The organism is Adhaeribacter terreus (assembly GCF_042657365.1).
Taxonomy (GTDB): domain Bacteria; phylum Bacteroidota; class Bacteroidia; order Cytophagales; family Hymenobacteraceae; genus Adhaeribacter_A; species Adhaeribacter_A terreus.
Genome location: NZ_JBHSKT010000011.1, coordinates 1 through 16,525, shown reverse-complemented (window position 1 = coordinate 16,525; position 16,525 = coordinate 1). Strand labels below are relative to the sequence as shown.

14 protein-coding genes are annotated in these 16,525 nt (G+C 42.9%); 12 read left to right on the top strand and 2 right to left on the bottom strand.

Going from position 1 to position 16,525, the window contains the following annotated elements; all coding sequences use genetic code 11:
• Nucleotides 1-65: 65 nt before the first annotated feature.
• A complete protein-coding gene (locus ACFPIB_RS15480) occupies nt 66-2,711 on the top strand; it encodes an FtsK/SpoIIIE family DNA translocase (protein ID WP_378018377.1) in 2,646 nt (881 codons plus the stop codon).
• Nucleotides 2,712-2,815: 104 nt separating this feature from the next.
• Nucleotides 2,816-3,463: an outer membrane lipoprotein periplasmic chaperone LolA1 gene (lolA1, locus tag ACFPIB_RS15475; RefSeq protein ID WP_378018376.1), complete on the top strand. Its 648-nt coding sequence runs from the start codon at nt 2,816-2,818 to the stop codon at nt 3,461-3,463.
• 599 nt (nt 3,464-4,062) lie between these two features.
• On the opposite strand, the gene ACFPIB_RS15470 is transcribed toward lolA1, so the two are convergent.
• The gene (locus tag ACFPIB_RS15470) at nt 4,063-4,635 is read right to left on the bottom strand and encodes an AP2/ERF family transcription factor (protein ID WP_378018375.1); all 573 of its coding nucleotides are present in this window, start codon (nt 4,633-4,635) and stop codon (nt 4,063-4,065) included.
• A 442-nt stretch (nt 4,636-5,077) separates the two neighbouring features.
• Here ACFPIB_RS15470 and pyrF point away from each other — a divergent pair, with 442 nt between their 5' ends.
• The 7 genes from pyrF to ACFPIB_RS15435 all read left to right on the top strand — a co-directional run bounded on the left by pyrF (nt 5,078) and on the right by ACFPIB_RS15435 (nt 12,980).
• The gene (gene pyrF / locus ACFPIB_RS15465; RefSeq protein WP_378018374.1) at nt 5,078-5,899 is read left to right on the top strand and encodes an orotidine-5'-phosphate decarboxylase; all 822 of its coding nucleotides are present in this window, start codon (nt 5,078-5,080) and stop codon (nt 5,897-5,899) included.
• Nucleotides 5,900-6,004: 105 nt separating this feature from the next.
• On the top strand, nt 6,005-7,297 hold the full coding sequence (locus ACFPIB_RS15460; protein WP_378018373.1) for a DUF2851 family protein: 1,293 nt from the start codon (nt 6,005-6,007) through the stop codon (nt 7,295-7,297).
• A complete protein-coding gene (locus ACFPIB_RS15455; protein WP_378018372.1) occupies nt 7,298-8,584 on the top strand; it encodes a hypothetical protein in 1,287 nt (428 codons plus the stop codon).
• A gap of 52 nt (nt 8,585-8,636) precedes the next feature.
• Entirely contained in the window at nt 8,637-9,269 is a 633-nt protein-coding gene (locus tag ACFPIB_RS15450; RefSeq protein WP_378018371.1) for an acetyltransferase, read from the top strand.
• Nucleotides 9,270-9,360: 91 nt separating this feature from the next.
• Nucleotides 9,361-10,668, top strand: coding sequence for an O-antigen ligase family protein (locus ACFPIB_RS15445; RefSeq protein WP_378018370.1), 1,308 nt, complete (start codon nt 9,361-9,363; stop codon nt 10,666-10,668).
• 264 nt (nt 10,669-10,932) lie between these two features.
• Complete coding sequence (gene trhO, locus ACFPIB_RS15440; protein ID WP_378018369.1) at nt 10,933-11,889, top strand: oxygen-dependent tRNA uridine(34) hydroxylase TrhO; 957 nt, start codon at nt 10,933-10,935, stop codon at nt 11,887-11,889.
• A 227-nt stretch (nt 11,890-12,116) separates the two neighbouring features.
• Entirely contained in the window at nt 12,117-12,980 is an 864-nt protein-coding gene (locus ACFPIB_RS15435) for a nucleoside phosphorylase (protein ID WP_378018368.1), read from the top strand.
• Between the two features lie 108 nt (nt 12,981-13,088).
• Here ACFPIB_RS15435 and ACFPIB_RS15430 read toward each other — a convergent pair whose 3' ends face one another.
• Nucleotides 13,089-13,388 (bottom strand): hypothetical protein, encoded by a 300-nt coding sequence (locus ACFPIB_RS15430; protein ID WP_378018367.1) that lies wholly within the window; start codon nt 13,386-13,388, stop codon nt 13,089-13,091.
• A gap of 300 nt (nt 13,389-13,688) precedes the next feature.
• Here ACFPIB_RS15430 and ACFPIB_RS15425 point away from each other — a divergent pair, with 300 nt between their 5' ends.
• The 3 genes from ACFPIB_RS15425 to ACFPIB_RS15415 all read left to right on the top strand — a co-directional run bounded on the left by ACFPIB_RS15425 (nt 13,689) and on the right by ACFPIB_RS15415 (nt 15,880).
• Entirely contained in the window at nt 13,689-14,162 is a 474-nt protein-coding gene (locus tag ACFPIB_RS15425) for a Fur family transcriptional regulator (RefSeq protein WP_378018366.1), read from the top strand.
• The gene (locus ACFPIB_RS15420; RefSeq protein WP_378018365.1) at nt 14,159-14,506 is read left to right on the top strand and encodes an STAS domain-containing protein; all 348 of its coding nucleotides are present in this window, start codon (nt 14,159-14,161) and stop codon (nt 14,504-14,506) included. The genes ACFPIB_RS15425 and ACFPIB_RS15420 overlap by 4 nt, the downstream gene beginning before the upstream one ends.
• Before the next feature lie 105 nt (nt 14,507-14,611).
• A complete protein-coding gene (locus ACFPIB_RS15415; protein WP_378018364.1) occupies nt 14,612-15,880 on the top strand; it encodes an adenylosuccinate synthase in 1,269 nt (422 codons plus the stop codon).
• The last annotated feature ends 645 nt before the right edge of the window (nt 15,881-16,525 follow it).

The following is a 16,525-nucleotide window of genomic DNA, read 5'->3' as shown; positions in this document are numbered from 1 at the left end:
AACACGGGATATTAATCATTATTCACTCATCATTAATTATTAACTTTGGGGTTTGAACTGTAGAGATGGCAAAAAATACATACCGATACGATGCTGGGAATGAGGCGAAAAGTAAAAATGCGCCTCGGAATGCAGCAAAAGAACCAATAGGCCGCAACGAATTCAGAAAAGCAAGCGAACCAAAGGGCGAACCTTCGGAAAAGAAAGCGTTTAAAATGCCTTCTTTCAATTTGCCGCGCATTTCGCTTTTCAAAGACCGCCGGGTGCAGTTGCTCTTCGGGTTTTTCTTTTTGCTGGCTTCACTTTACTTAACCATTGCCTTCGTTTCGCACATTTTTACCGGCGATGCCGACCAGAGCATTGTAGAAGGTTTGCCGCAGGCCACAGTAAAAGCTTCCGGGCTGGAAGCGGAGAACTGGTTGGGGCTGGCCGGCGCTTACGTTTCGAATTATTTTATCAGGGAATGGCTAGGCATCGGCGCTTTCTTCCTGATTCCGCTTATATTTTTCTGGGGCTATAAAATTATTTTCCGCAGCCGTAATATTTCGGTTTCTTATGTAAATACGCTCTGCCTTTTCAGCATGCTCTGGACGAGTTTGCTTTGCGGTTATCTGGTTTATACCACTAATACAGTAACGGATTATGGTTTTCTTACCGGCGGCATTGGCTATGAAAGTACGATCTGGCTCGAAAGTTTAATTGGCTCCGGCACTATTTTATTGCTGGCTTTCCTGCTGATCATTTTCGTGGTTTTCTTCTTCAATATCACCACGTTGGTTACGGCTAAAAAAGAAACTTCTGAAGCTCAGGGAACCGGCAATTTCGCCAAAGAGGGAGAAACTTACGAGCAACTTTCCACCGGTTTTAACCATTATAATAATCCTTCGGCTACCCTGGAAGATGAAGACGAGGAAGAATTTGAGGAAGAAGAGGAAGAGCTGGAAGAAGTGGCCGCGACTTTTTCGGTTAAAAAACCTACCGTTTCTAACGGCTCTAACGGACACGAACTGGAGCTTTCTGTAACGCCGCCGGTTGTGGTTTCACCGCCGCCTGCGCCGGTAAATGGCCTGAGTTTGCAGATAGAATCGCCGGTTTTGGAGTTGGAAGAACTGGAGCCGGAAATGGAACTGGAAGAAGAAGTACCGGTTGACTGGAAAGTTACTCCAATACCGGAGGAAGAAACCGGCTCTGAAATTGAAAACTACGACCCGACTTTAGACCTGGCTCGGTACCAATACCCGACTTTAGAACTGCTAAGTGATTACGGCGGCAACAAAGTGCAGGTAAGCAAAGAAGAACTAGAAGCCAATAAAGATAAAATTGTAGAAACCCTGGCGAACTATAATATAGGTATTGCCAGCATTAAAGCAACAATCGGCCCAACCGTTACCCTTTATGAAATTGTGCCCGATGCTGGCGTGCGTATTTCCAAGATCAAGAACCTGGAAGATGACATTGCTTTGAGTTTGGCCGCTTTGGGTATTCGTATTATTGCGCCGATCCCGGGGAAAGGTACTATTGGTATTGAGGTGCCGAACAAGAAAAAGGAAATGGTTTCCATAAAATCAATGCTGAGTACGGAGAAATTCCTGAAAAGCGATATGGACCTGCCCATTGCTTTCGGTAAAACCATTACCAACGAAGTTTTCATTACCGACCTGGCCAAAATGCCGCACTTGCTCATGGCGGGTGCAACCGGACAGGGTAAATCGGTTGGTCTGAATACGATTCTTACTTCTTTATTATATAAGAAGCACCCAAGCCAGCTGAAATTCGTGTTGGTCGATCCGAAAAAAGTGGAGCTTTCGCTGTTCAATAAGATCGAACGCCACTTTTTGGCCAAACTGCCCGATAGCGAAGAACCGATCATTACCGATACTAAAAAGGTAGTGAACACGCTGAATTCGCTTTGCATGGAAATGGATATGCGTTACGACCTGCTGAAAGATGCCGGCTGCCGCAACCTGAAAGAATACAACCAGAAATTCATCGAGCGCCGCCTGAACCCGAAAAAAGGTCACCGGTTTATGCCGTTCATTGTACTGGTAATTGACGAGTTAGCTGACTTAATGATGACGGCCGGAAAAGAAGTAGAAACGCCGATTGCCCGTCTGGCCCAGCTGGCGCGTGCTATTGGTATTCACTTGGTGGTAGCTACGCAGCGGCCTTCAGTAAACGTAATTACGGGTATTATTAAAGCTAACTTCCCATGCCGTATTTCCTTTAAAGTAACTTCTAAAATTGACTCACGCACCATTCTCGATACCGGCGGCGCCGATCAATTGGTAGGACAAGGCGATATGCTATTCTCGGTTGGTTCTGACCTGATCCGTTTGCAGTGTGCTTTTGTAGATACGCCGGAAGTAGATAGAATCTGTGATTACATTGGCGATCAGCAGGGATATTCGGATGCTTATTTATTGCCTGAATTTATTGGCGATGACAGCGGCGGCGGAGAAAAAGCAGACTTCGATCCGGCTAACCGCGATGCTTTGTTTGAAGAAGCAGCCAAGCTAATTGTGATGCATCAGCAAGGCAGCACATCGTTAATTCAGCGGCGTTTGAAATTAGGCTATAACCGGGCCGGCCGTTTGATCGATCAATTGGAAGCAGCTGGCGTGGTTGGTCCGTTTGAAGGGAGCAAAGCGCGCGAAGTGCTTATTCCGGATGAATACAGTTTGGAACAGTTATTGAATACCCTGGGAAAATAAGCAGGAAACCCTGTTAAACCTTGAAGCCGCAGAATTGTCAGATGCGCAGCTGATATTTTTTCTGACCTTCAGGTTGCTTACTTTCAAATTTTCACACTACATATATGAAACGCATTACAATTTTATTCCTCTTTTTGGTGAGCATGGCACAGGTTTCCTTCGGGCAACAGCAGGACCCACGCGCAACCAAAATTCTGGATGCTATGAGCAAAAAGTATCAGAGCATGAAAGCTTTCCGGGCCAGCTTTTTACAGACTTTAGAAAATCCTTCCGCCAAAATTAAAGAGAACATGGAAGGCGATATCACGGTAAGCGGCAACAAGTTCCGGTTAAAAATGAGCGGCCAGGAAGTGATAAACAACGGTACTACTATCTGGACTTTTATGAAGTCGGAGAATGAAGTGAATATTTCGGAAAACGACCCGGAAGAACAGGATCTGGCGCCAAATAAAATTTATACCATGTATAAAAAAGGCTACAAATATGTGTACCTGGCGGATGAGAAAGTGAATGGTGAGCTTTGCAGCGTAATAGAACTTACGCCGGAAGATAAAAGCAACGCGATCTTTAAAGTACGGATGAATATCAGCAAGAAAGATAATTCGGTGAAAAGCTGGAAAATGTTTAAAAATAACGGCAACCGCTATACTTTTACTATTAAGCAGTTTACGCCTAATGTGCCGGTTACCGCCGCTACGTTCACGTTTGACAAGAGCAAATACAAAGGCGTAAAAGTGATTGACCTGCGTTAGTTTTTTGGGTCAAAACCCTACCGTTTTTCGAAGCTGTTTCTGAAAAGGAACAGCTTTTTTTTGTTTTAGGTGTTGAGTTTTTAAAGGTAAAAACCTACCGTTTGTTTTTTGTCATCCTGAACGCTAGCGAACGACCGGCGGTTAGCAGTTTTTTAACCAAAAGTGCTAGCGTTTTTGAAACACCTTTTCTGCTAAACAGCTGACTTTTATACTTCCATCGGCAATTTTCACCCTCAAGCCGGGCAGGCTTCGTTTCTGCGTTCGCGGCATGCGTGAAATTTCAATATAGGAAATCACAAAAATCAAAAGAATCAAATAAATCACAGTTCAGACAAAATTCATTGCCGTTTGCTTTAGCTGACGGATTACACAGTGCAGTAGCAGTACTTTTTCTATTAAAAACCATAGCCTTTAAACAAAAACGGATGGCAGATTTTAGGAAGGGTATAGGGGCAAAAAAATGCCGGGCCGACCGCTTACTTAGGCGACCGACCCGGCTCAGGAATCTTTTGATCAGTAATAAAACTATATCAATTTTCGATTTGCATATATAATTCCTGGTGAGAGATTGTGTTGAGGCTTAGTTTAGCAATAAAAAACTATTCTTGTTCTACCTTAGATTCTTCTTTCGGCTCATAACCTGGGATCTTGTTCAGGCTCTTGGTAATACCAAAAAGTTCTTCCGATTTTTTGTTGTATGCCAAAGCTGCTTCTTCCAAAGTATCGAACAAACCTAAGTTGATACGCTGTTTTTCGTAATGAATGATTGCGCGGAATTTGTTGGAATCTTTCACTACGCCGCGGATACCCAGCTTATTGTCGGTTTTAGAAGTGTTGCGAACCACTTTGCTAAGCGGAGCCCACTCCAGGTTTTCCAAACGGCAATCCAGACGGTTGCTGTTCTTGAACGTTACGTACAAACGACGGTCATCCTGCTGCTGCTCGATAAACTTCATAGCAATGAGTTTGTGCAGATAGATGGTTTCGTTGCGGTACGTACCATTTTTCAAAGGCCAGTTTTTCTGGAAGAATGCATAACCACCAGAGTGAATACGCAAGTGCTTCAGGAAGCCGATGCTGGTTAAATAAGGGTCATTTTGCAGGTAATCATAAACGTTATCGTCTACCAGAACCAGCTTGTCCGAGTTTTTTAATGTTAATTTACAGATCATTTTTTTGTGAGAGTTAGTTAAAAGATTTCAGCCTGTAAGCACTGAATACCAAGACAAATATAACACTTTTATATATAAGCTGAAAAAAAAAATTTATTCATTGTTTTCCGCTAATTGCCAGAGCCTCAAATGCAAGTAACATAAACATAAATTCCACCTTTTTCCCCGTGTTCTTATTTGAAATCAAGGTAAACCAGCCTTTTTGTTCTTCGGTCTTTTAAGTTTAACAAAAAATATAATTTAATAAGTTCAGCAAGGTAAGATATGTTAACGAGATTAACACCATAGAATCGTAAGGAAATAGTAATTTTTTTGCAGAATTCGGTCTTTTAATTGAAATATGGTGCTAAATGTTTGAAAATCTTGGATTTAAAAAAGTATGGCCGGATTAAAAAAAAAAAATAGTTTTGTAGAAAAATCAGCGGCAATTCTAAACAGCTTTATGACCTCAGCACAACTTTTCGAACAGATCCTGCAAAAAAAATCGTATCTCTGTATTGGCCTCGACACCGATATTAATAAAATACCGAAGCATTTGCTTGATCTGGAAGACCCGGTTTTCGAATTTAACCGCCAGATAATTGAAGCTACTGCCGACCTTTGCGTGGCTTATAAACCAAACATCGCTTTTTATGAAGCATTAGGGCCAAAAGGTTGGGAAAGCCTGGAAAAAACGGTAGCAATTTTACCAAAAAACTGCTTTTCCATTGCCGATGCCAAACGCGGCGATATTGGCAATACTTCTGAGCTTTATGCCCGCGCTTTTTTCGATCGCATGCAATGCGATTCGGTAACCGTAGCACCTTATATGGGAGAAGATTCGGTTAAACCGTTTCTGGGCCATGCCGGCAAGTGGGTTATTCTGCTTGCGCTTACTTCTAATATGGGCAGCCGCGATTTTCAGCTTTTGAACACCGGCGATTCGGAAATGTTGTTCGAAACCGTTTTGAAAACCAGCAGCCAATGGGGCGATGCCTCGCAGATGATGTACGTGGTTGGAGCTACGCAAACGGCCTATATTAATAAGGTGCGCGAAATTGTGCCTGATCATTTCCTGTTGGTGCCGGGCGTAGGAGCGCAGGGTGGAAGTTTGCCCGAAATTTCAAAAGCCGGCTTTAATAAGCAATGTGGTCTACTTGTGAATTCTTCGCGGCAGATCATCTATGCTTCTTCCGGAGAAGATTTTGCCGAAAAAGCCCGCGAAGCTGCGTTGGCTGTGCAGCAGGAAATGGCGCAATTACTCGACGAATATTTACCGGCTTAAGCACTTTTTAGGCCTAAAACCATACCGTTTTTTCTTCGGAATTTCAGATGGTTACCTGGGGATAATTTTTTCGTACTTTACGGGTGTTGTTAATCTGTGTTCGTTATGAACGAAGATTTTCTGGCTTACGTCTGGAAGTTTCAGTATTTCGATAAAACTAATCTGCAGACCGAAAGTGGGGAACCGCTTTCGGTTTTGCGTACTGGCATGCAAAACGCGAATGCCGGCCCCGATTTCCTGCATGCAAGCCTGAAAATTGCTGACTTAACCTGGGCCGGAAGCGTAGAACTGCACGTGAAAGCCTCGGACTGGTTCCGTCATCGCCATACTTCCGACCAGAAATACGACCAGGTTATTCTGCATGTAGTCTGGGAAAACGATGTGCCGGTTTTGCGCACCAATAATTCGGAAGTGCCGGTTCTGGCTTTAGAAAACCGGGTTGCACCGGCCTTATTACAGACTTATCTAAAGCTCAAGCAAAGCAGATTAACCATTCCCTGTGAGCCTTTTCTGTCACAAATTTCCGGGTTAACCAAAACCGCGATGCTGGAAAGAGCTTTGCTCGAACGATTAGAACTGAAAGCTGAACGGATCCGGAATTTATATAAAGCTTCAGGAAATAATTGGGAGGAAACGGCTTATGCAGCGTTACTTTCAGGTTATGGTTTTAAGATCAATCAGGCTGGTTTTGAAAAGTTAGCGAAGCAGCTACCTTATAAAATTCTGCTGAAACACCGGCACCAGACTTTACAAACCGAAGCGTTACTTTTTGGTCAGGCCGGGTTTTTAGCTGGGAATTTTCCGGATGATCTTTACCTGCAACAGCTGCAAAAAGAGTTTGGCTACCTGAAACATAAATACGATCTGCCGGAGCCGTTACAAGCTTCCGACTGGAATTTTCTGCGCATGCGGCCCGCTAATTTTCCAACGGTGCGGTTAGCGCAACTGGCAGCATTATTTACTTCCCGCGAACACCTTTTTTCTTTTTTTCTGGCCGATCATTCGCTGAAAGCCTTTGAAACATTTTTCTTTGCGAAACCTTCAGCATACTGGCAAACCCATTATATGCCCGGCCGCAGCGGAAAATTTAAAATCGGTTCAATCGGTAAAAGCAGCGTAAATATTTTACTCATTAATATAGTGGCGCCGTTGCTCGTTGCTTATGCGCATGAAACCGGGCAGTTGGCATTAGTAGAAAAGGCTTTAAATTTGCTGGAAATGCTGCCGCCCGAAAAGAATCATATTTTAACGATGTACGAAGGCCTGGGCTTTGAAAATAAAGCTGCCTCGCAATCGCAGGGTTTATTAGCGCTCGGCCAGAATTATTGCCAGCCGGTTCGTTGTTTGCATTGCGCCATCGGAAACGGTATCTTAAAACGTACAAAAACTGCTTCTTAAATGCCCGTATTCCATTTCATGCTTTCATTTGGTTTACTGGCAGTCTTAATTTTCTGGCTTTGGCGGAAAACTGTTTCTAAAGATTTTGGAAATTTAATTTTCTGGCCGGCTTTAAGCTTTAAGCTTTTGTGCGGTATCGTGCTGGGTTGGTTTTATGGCGGTGGCTTCGATACTTTTGATTACCAGCGTTATGCCAACACCCTCTCAAAATTAGCTTCAAATAACTTCATCAGTTATTTGAAATTGCTTTTTTTTAATGAATTACCTGATTCGGTTCAAATCAAATTTAAACCGTACTCCAATTCCTTTTTCTTTACCAAAATTCTCAGCCTTCTGAATTTAATAACGGACAGCAATTATTACTTCAACGGCTTATTTCTGTCCTTCTTTAGTTTTGCCGGCTGCTGGTTACTGGTGCAGACCCAGGCAAAAGTTTTTCCCGGAACGAAGAAGCCGGCTGTAATTACGTTCCTGTTTTTCCCAACGGTTATTTTCTGGAATGCAGGCGTAACAAAAGAATCGGTTTTAATGGGCGCGCTTGGTTTTTTCTGGGGTTTGGTTTTGCAAACGGTATATTTTTCAGGCCAAAAACTAAGGTTTAATTTAGTATTGCTTATATTTTTTAGTTGGCTGCTTTTTAAAATTAAACTGTTTCTGGCCCTGGTCGTTTTTGCGCTGACGTTGAGTTGGCTCTTCCTGAAATGGCTTCGAAAGCGCTTCGTTTTTTTTCGATCTAACCAAAACTTCATTGGTTTTCTGGGCGCATTCATCGTTTTAGCGGCCGGTGCTACAGCGCTTTTTTTGCAAAATTTTGCCGACGCATTTATCTATCGGCACCTGGTCTGGAATTATAAAACGTTGCATGCGAAATCTATCGGGAAGCCAGTTATTGCATTAAATGATTTGAAACCGGAATTAGGCAGCGTTTTAATAAATATACCGGAAGCCTTGACTGGCGCTTTGTTCCGGCCATTTTTCTGGGAAGGCGAGAATTTGTTTTACCGTTTGGCCGGAATTGAAAATCTGGTGATCGTGATCATATTCCTTGGAAGTTTATCGTTTTGGAAGAATTGGCGAAAGCTGCAGATTTCCGGTTTTTATGGTGTGCTGATCGCGTTTATTCTGATTCTGGCCGTTCTGATCGGGCTTACTACGCCTAACTTGGGAACATTGAACCGCTACCGGACCATTTTTCTGCCATTTCTGCTTTATTTGCTTTTACAAGCACCTTTTTGGAAAAGAAATCTGGATCGTTTAAGTCTTAAATTTAAAAGCCGGCAGGTCTAAAGTTGCTTTCGCGGCTGCAAACCCGTAGCTTTGAGGTTTATTATAGCATTTTATGGAAAACCCGGTTATTATTTTTGGTGCACAGACTTTGGGCAAAACCGCCCTCGATATTTTTACCAGCAATAATGTAGATGTATATTGTTTCCTCGACGATGATGCCAAACTGCACCAGACCGAGATCAATAACATTCCGGTAATGGGCAACACCGATAATGAAGATATCCTGAAAATTCTGGGTAAAAAAAGCGAAGTTTTTATAGCCGCCGAAGACAGCGCGGTTCGTAAAAGCCTGGCTGGAAAACTGAAAGAAGATTATAAACAGGTGCCGGTAAATGCCATTCATAAAAGCAGTTACATTTCGGAACATGCCTGGCTTGGCCACGGAAACCTGATCAACGCGGGTGCAGTTATCCAAACCGGTTGCAAGATCGGCGATAATTGCGTGATCCAGTCGAATGCGGTGATCGAAGCGGGTGCTATAATTGGTGATTTTGTGCAGATCGGGGCGGGTGCGTTAATTAATGCCGAAGCTACTATTGAAGATCAGGCATTTATTGGAACCGGTGCGGTAATTGTAGGCAGCGTAAAGATCGGTAAAAAAGCCCGCGTGGGTGCTGGTGCCGTAGTAATTGCCGATGTGCCCGCTAACCAGACCGTGTTCGGCAACCCGGCTCAGAAAGTATAAATTTAAGCAATCATTAAACCCGCGGAATTTCAACCGGAAGGTTATTTTTTAGCCAAATCAGTTTTTTCAGGAAAAAGCATACCGTTTCTTAATGGGCAAGAGCTTCGTATTTCTTCAGAAAATAAACGTACCGCAAGCTGCTTTTTTCTTCTGCTGCCTGATCGTGACGGGTATGCTTACCACCAATTTTCTCCGGATACTTTCCAGCATTGGCAATGCAGGTTTATTACTCACAGCCTTCGTTTCGCTGGCGCAGCAGAATAACATTTCCAACTTGCGCAAGTATCCGTATTTTCTGGGGTTTATGCTGATTTACCTGGTTCATTTACTTGGTTTTATGCAGCCGGAAATCAGCAGCATGAAAGACCTGCAACGCGACCTGGTAATGAAACTGCCGCTGCTTATTCTGCCATTTTCGTTCGCCGTATTGCCTGCCATTTCGCGCCCGAAACTCAAACAATTGTTCTATTTGTTCGTGATCTGCGTTTTCCTTGGTTCGGTTTACAGCATGGGTTATTACCTCAATAATTTTGAGGCGGTAAACGAGCAATACACCCATTCGGAAGTAATGAAAACGCCAACCAACCACGTACGCTACAGTTTAATGGTGGCTTTTGCGATATTGGTTGGTTTCCGGTTGTGGCTGAAAGGCTTTTTCGTTTTCGGGAAATGGGAGCGGAAATTGCTGCTTTTTATAACGGTCTGGCTTTTTATTTTCCTGCATATTCTGGCGGTGCGAAGTGGTTTGGTAGTGTTTTACGCAGCGGCTGGTTTAGGCTTGGCATTCGATTTTTTCTTCCGCAAGCAATACCTGCGCAGCTTTTTTGCCGGCGTTGGTTTAATAATGGCTTTGCTGGCAGCTTTTTACACGTTGCCTACTTTTTACAACAAATTCTTCCTGACCATTGCCGACGTAAACCGCGTTTCCGATGAAGACAGCGCACACGATTATTCCATTACCGGCCGCGTTTATTCTTACAAAGTTGCCATGGAAGTGTTTGAAGAAAGCCCGGTATTTGGCGTAGGAATTGGAAACCTGGACAAAGAACTAGGCGATAAATACACCAAACTTTTTCCGGAAATTCTGGAACGGGGACATCTGCTGCCGCACAACCAGTTTATTTTTGCGTTGGTTGCTTTTGGCATTGTTGGCCTCGTCATTTTCCTGGTTTGCTTTTATTATCCGCTGTTCCGTTTTGCAGGTCGTTTCGAGCCTTTATTTTTCTTTCATTACCTCATCATCACACTTTCGTGCATGTTCGAAAGTACCTTCGAAACGCAGGTGGGTTTAATGTTTTCCATCGTTTTTATTCTGCTATGGCTCTGGTATTTTAAAGCCGGACCCGAACAGGAAGAAACCTGGAAAAACGGTACCTTTTTCAGCCCGAAAACTACTTAAATGGTTTAATTGTTAAATGGCTAAATTGTTAAATTGTTGTTTGAAAACGCTAGGGTTTCAGGCAAAAAAAGTCAGTTAAGCTTATTGCAGTTTATTTTGCCAACCAATTAATCAGCCATTTAACAATTAAGCCATTTAACAATTTAAATAGTGAACCTTTTGCTGATAAATATCACTTTTTAATCTGTTGCCGGAACGTTAATTTTGCAACCGGAAACCAAAGCATTATTTTAATTAAACACTTAGTCTGAAGCTAAGCCCGTTATGAAAGATTACAGTATTTTACTTTATTACTGCTACGCGCAGATCGAAGATCCGGAACAATACCGCGAAGAGCACCATTTGCTTTGCCTCAATCTGAATCTGCGCGGCCGTATTATTATTGCTTCCGAAGGTTTGAATGGAACTGTTTCTGGCCTGAAAGAAGATTGCGAAAAATACATGGCGGCAGTTAAAGCCGATCCGAGGTTCGCTAAAACCGATTTTAAAGTTGACGAAGCCGATAAACACGCTTTTGCGAAACTACACGTGCGCCACAAACCGGAAATTGTGCATTCCAGCCTACGCAACATCGATCCTAACAAACGCACCGGTATTCATTTAGAACCGGAAGAATTCCGCAAAATGAAAGACCGCGACGATGTAGTAATTCTGGATGTGCGTTCCGATTATGAGTTCAGCGTGGGCCGTTTTAAAAATGCGGTTACCTTGCCCATCGAGAATTTCCGCGATTTCCCGGCAAAGGTGGATGAACTGAAAGAAAAATACAAAGACAAAAAAATTCTGACGTACTGCACCGGCGGTATAAAATGCGAAAAAGCCAGCGCTTTTTTACTGGAACAGGGTTTTGAGAACGTTTACCAGCTGCACGGCGGCATTATTAAATACGGCAAAGAAGCTGAGGGCGAAGATTTTGAAGGCAAATGCTACGTTTTCGATAACCGCTTAACCGTAGATGTGAACAAAGTAAACCCGACCATTATTTCGAAATGCTACGTTTGCCAAACGCCTTCTGACAGAATGGTAAACTGCGCCAACCCAACCTGCAACATTCACGTGGCCATCTGCGAAAGCTGCGGCGAAAAAATGCAAGGTGCCTGCTCCGAAGAATGTAAAACCAACCCCGAAGTAAGGCCTTACGACGGAACCGGGTATTACCAGAAAGAAAGCAACGGCTACAATCCTTTTAAAGGCCTAAAGCGCGAAAAAATAAAGCACTAAAACGAAAGAGCAGGGAATAAAATCCTGCTCTTTTTTTTTGCGCAATACTTCAGAAAACGCTATTCTTTTGGCAACAAAAACTGCTTGAGTCGGTATTAAATTGTTACGAAATTCGTTTCCGGCTTCCATCATCAACCGGTATCAAAATCTTCGAATCTCCAAATTTTCAAATTTCTAAATTTCCCTTACCTTCACCCGAAATTTAAATACCCGCAAAACTCATGGCCATGCAAGCAATTCCCGAATCTGAACTCATCTTAAACCCGGACGGAAGCGTTTACCATCTGAATTTATTACCCGAACATATTTCCGGCACCATTATTACTGTCGGTGATCCGGAGCGGGTGGCTAAAGTGAGCAAATATTTCGATTCTATTGAAGTGGAAGTAACGAAGCGGGAATTTATTACGCACACCGGCTACTACAAAGGCAAGCGCATTACCGTAATTTCCACCGGCATGGGTACCGATAATATCGATATCCTGATGAATGAGTTGGACGCTTTGGTAAATATAGATCTGCTAACCCGCATTCCCGTGGCCGAAGAAGACCGCATTTCGCTGAATATTATCCGCATTGGTACTTCCGGCGCGTTACAAACTACGGTTCCTTTGGGCAGTCACCTGGCTTCGGCTTATGGAATTGGGCTGGATAGTTTAATGGAATTTTACCCGCTGGAACAAAATGCTTTCGAAAATGCTATATCTCAAGGCTTAAAAACTGCGCTGAATTTACCGTATGCGCCATATTGCGTACAAGGTTCCGAAAAATTGCGCCAGAAAATTGCCTTCGATATGATTCCGGGAAATACCTTAACGTGTCCGGGATTTTATGCGCCTCAGGGCCGGGTATTACGGGCACCGCTTAAAAATAAAAACCTGATCCAGGCCTACCATAATTTTGCGCACGAAGATTTTAAGATCACCAATTTCGAGATGGAAACGGCCGGTTATTATGCGCTGGGAAGGTTAATGGGGCACGAAATGCTGTCGCTCAACGCGATCGTAGCCGACCGGATCAATCACCGTTTCGCCGAGAATGCCGATGAAACGATAAATGACCTGATCTTAAAAGTGCTCGACAGGGTTTAATTTATTTAATTGTTGAATTGCTAAACTGTTTAATGGTTAAGCACTTTTTGAGGGCAAAACCATACCGTTTTCTGAAACAACCATTTAGCAATTCAACAATTTAGCCATTTAGTAAAATTCTACGCCGTTAATAGCCGTAATAGGCAAAGAAGAGCCCGATTTCAGGATCACGTATTCTTTATCATAATCCCAGATGGTGGTGTTTACGCGTTTTTGCTCACCATCGGCGGTCATAAAGAAAATATCTACTTTACCGTGGTAAGCATTTCCGAGTAAAGTGGCGCGGTGAATATCGTAGAGGCGGCGTTTTTTGTCTTCGGGCGTTATCAGAATATCTTCGCGGTTAAAACGCAGGTTCGGGATAAGTTCTTTTTCAATCAGCTCGGGAGAAGTTATGATGTATTCCATGATTTAAGTGCGGCTAAAATTAGTGAGAGAATTTGCTAATATAGTATTTAGTATTATTAAACCAACGCCATCTATTAACAATTTGTTTTATAGCGGCTACAAAGTTTTTAGTGATACCAAAAGTATTTTCCGGCAACTAAAATTTTCTTTTAGTGCATTCGCGGGCAGTTTTTCCGGCTGAAAGCATAGCGTTTTCAGAATACTACACTGAAAGTTTTCAGAAGTCAGCGTCCGGCTTTTTCAAATCATTAAAATAAACCTTTCTACCAAAAATATCTGTTATCTTTGCACAGAACGCTTATGGCATTAGATACAGTAAAATTTGAAGAGGTAAAGAAGATTTTTACCGCCTACCTCGAAAGCAAAGGCTTGCGCAAAACTCCGGAACGCTATGCAATTCTGGAGGAAATTTATTCGCGCACCGGCCATTTCGACGTAGAATCGCTGTACATCAGCATGAAAAATAAAAACTACCAGGTGAGCCGCGCTACGGTTTATAATACCTTAGACCTGCTGGTAGAAAACGACCTGGTTAGCAAACATCAGTTCGGGAAAAACCTGGCGCAATACGAAAAATCGTACGGCTACCGCCAGCACGACCACGTAATTTGCACCGAATGCCACAAAGTGGTAGAATTCTGCGATCCGCGCGTACATCAGATCCAGACAATGGTAGGGGAATTGCTTAATTTTCATATCTTGCATCATTCCTTAAATCTTTACGGAGTTTGCGGCGATTGCCGCGCTAAGAATAACGCTGTACCAGTATCATGAAAGTAGAAAGCAATCTTCAGGATAATATTTTATATGTGCGTTTGCAGGGCGACCTCATTGGCAGCCCCGATTCCCAGCATTTGCTCGATCTGGTGAATTCCAAGTTAAACGATTCGGTAATTCTGTGCGCAGTAGATCTTTCTAAAGTGCGCTTTATTAATAGTAGCGGCATCGGCGTTTTGGTTTCTTTACTAACCAAATTCCGGAACCGCGGCGGCGAGCTTGTGCTCATCAATCCTTCGGAACACATGCGCAAGCTCTTAATAATAACGAAACTCAACGCTATTTTTACGGTAGCCGAAGACGATGCTTTCGCGGCGAAATTCCTGAAAGAATCTGTATAGAAATGAAAGCCTGGCCCCCAAACGCTGGGCTTTTTAACTTTAAAAGTATAACATTTTTCAACCATAAATCCGCACAGCGGAATTTTTTAAGTTCTTACCAATAAAATGGCAGTAGATATTCTGATTGGCCTCCAGTGGGGCGACGAAGGAAAAGGAAAAATTGTAGACGTATTAGCACCCAAGTACGACATTGTTGCTCGCTTTCAGGGTGGCCCGAACGCTGGTCATACGCTGGAGTTCGAAGGTACCAAGCACGTTTTGCACCAGATCCCTTCCGGTATTTTTCATCCGCACATTCAGAACATCATCGGCAACGGCGTGGTTTTAGACCCGGTAGTTTTCAAAACCGAAATGGAAAAACTAACCGCCCGCGGCGTAGATGCTGCCAAGAACCTCTTTATTTCCAAGAAAACCGCGCTGATTTTACCATCGCACAAAGCCATCGATAAAGCTTCCGAAGAAGCTCTTGGCGAGCAAAAGATCGGTTCTACTTTAAAAGGTATCGGCCCGACATACCAGGATAAAGTTGGCCGGAACGGTTTGCGCGTAGGCGATATTTTATTGCCAGATTTCAAAGAGCGCTACGAAACTGCCAAAGCCCGTCACGCAAAAATCGTAGGGTTTTTAGGCGGAAAACTCGAGATCGACGAAATGGAGCAACAATTCTTTGCTTCCGTAGAGTATTTACGAACCCTGAATTTAGTAGATAGCGAATACATGATCAACGAAGCCCTAAAAGCCGGTAAGAAAATTCTGGCCGAAGGTGCACAAGGTTCTCTACTAGATATCGATTTTGGAACCTATCCGTTTGTAACTTCTTCGAATACTTTAGTTGCCGGCGCCTGCACAGGTCTAGGAGTTGCCCCGCGCCACATCGGCGAAGTGTACGGTATCTTCAAAGCCTATTGCACCCGCGTAGGTTCAGGTCCGTTCCCAACCGAACTTTTAGATGAAGTGGGAGAGGAGATTCGGAAAGCCGGCCGCGAGTTTGGTTCCACCACCGGTCGTCCGCGTCGCTGCGGTTGGGTAGATCTGCCAACCCTGAAATATTCTATCATGTTGAATGGCGTAACGCAACTCAATATGATGAAAGCCGACGTACTGGATGAATTCGAAGAAATAAAAGTTTGTACGCATTACAAAACTGCTTCCGGCGAGATAACAGACAAAATACCGCATCAGTTAGATGCAGAAACCTTGGAGCCGGTTTACACAACCATGAAAGGGTGGGAAACGGCTACCATGGAAACTGAAAGCTATAGCAACCTCCCAAAAGAATTCCTGGAATACATCGTGTTTCTGGAAAAAGAATTGGAGGTGCCAATCAATATTGTTTCAGTAGGCCCGGACCGAAAAAGCACATTGATCAAGTAAATACTTAATAAATGAATTTAAAACGCTACCTACTTTAAGATAAAAAGTGAGTAGCGTTTTTTTTTATTTAGGATGTTTGATTGAATGATGAAAGGGAAAAAGAATAGAAAAAATAGGAAAGTACAATTCCTCTGAATTCCCGATCTGAAGATAGTTAAGCAGAGGACCTAAGAGGAAAAATATTTTAATGAGTTAACTAATTGATAAAGTAGAGTATAATAAAAATTTAAAATCATGTGTTAAGAAAAGTTTAAAGAAAGACTTGACAAATGAGTTTTCATTGCCTTATCTTTGTGCAACAATTCAGCCAGCGGGGCGGGATGAGAAGAGAAGGATTTAAGGTTGAAAAAAAGATTGACCATGTTTTGAACTTGTAGTTTAAGAATCTGGTTATCTCAAAACCTGCCATTAGCAGGATCTTAGTTTCGGGGCGGTAAACAAACAGTTTATTTCTATTTTAAGCTCCGGAAAATTTCTGAAAATATTTCTTGAAAGAAACTTGCAGAAACGAATGAAGTTTCTCACCTTTGCACTCCCAAACCGAACGAGGTTTTGGGGAGGCAAAAAAGGCTTCAGTTGTATTGAAAGCAGGTTTTTACTCTGGAATAATTTTAAAATAAATTCATTTTAAAATTTGGAAGAAAG

Coding starts and splice junctions, on each gene's coding strand:
- trhO (WP_378018369.1), top strand. CDS start 10,933: ATGAAAGATTACAGTATTTTACTTTATTACTGCTACGCGCAGATCGAA.
- ACFPIB_RS15450 (WP_378018371.1), top strand. CDS start 8,637: ATGGAAAACCCGGTTATTATTTTTGGTGCACAGACTTTGGGCAAAACC.
- ACFPIB_RS15460 (WP_378018373.1), top strand. CDS start 6,005: ATGAACGAAGATTTTCTGGCTTACGTCTGGAAGTTTCAGTATTTCGAT.
- ACFPIB_RS15445 (WP_378018370.1), top strand. CDS start 9,361: ATGGGCAAGAGCTTCGTATTTCTTCAGAAAATAAACGTACCGCAAGCT.
- ACFPIB_RS15420 (WP_378018365.1), top strand. CDS start 14,159: ATGAAAGTAGAAAGCAATCTTCAGGATAATATTTTATATGTGCGTTTG.
- ACFPIB_RS15425 (WP_378018366.1), top strand. CDS start 13,689: ATGGCATTAGATACAGTAAAATTTGAAGAGGTAAAGAAGATTTTTACC.
- ACFPIB_RS15455 (WP_378018372.1), top strand. CDS start 7,298: ATGCCCGTATTCCATTTCATGCTTTCATTTGGTTTACTGGCAGTCTTA.
- ACFPIB_RS15470 (WP_378018375.1), bottom strand. CDS start 4,635: ATGATCTGTAAATTAACATTAAAAAACTCGGACAAGCTGGTTCTGGTA.
- pyrF (WP_378018374.1), top strand. CDS start 5,078: ATGACCTCAGCACAACTTTTCGAACAGATCCTGCAAAAAAAATCGTAT.
- ACFPIB_RS15435 (WP_378018368.1), top strand. CDS start 12,117: ATGCAAGCAATTCCCGAATCTGAACTCATCTTAAACCCGGACGGAAGC.
- ACFPIB_RS15415 (WP_378018364.1), top strand. CDS start 14,612: ATGGCAGTAGATATTCTGATTGGCCTCCAGTGGGGCGACGAAGGAAAA.
- ACFPIB_RS15480 (WP_378018377.1), top strand. CDS start 66: ATGGCAAAAAATACATACCGATACGATGCTGGGAATGAGGCGAAAAGT.
- lolA1 (WP_378018376.1), top strand. CDS start 2,816: ATGAAACGCATTACAATTTTATTCCTCTTTTTGGTGAGCATGGCACAG.
- ACFPIB_RS15430 (WP_378018367.1), bottom strand. CDS start 13,388: ATGGAATACATCATAACTTCTCCCGAGCTGATTGAAAAAGAACTTATC.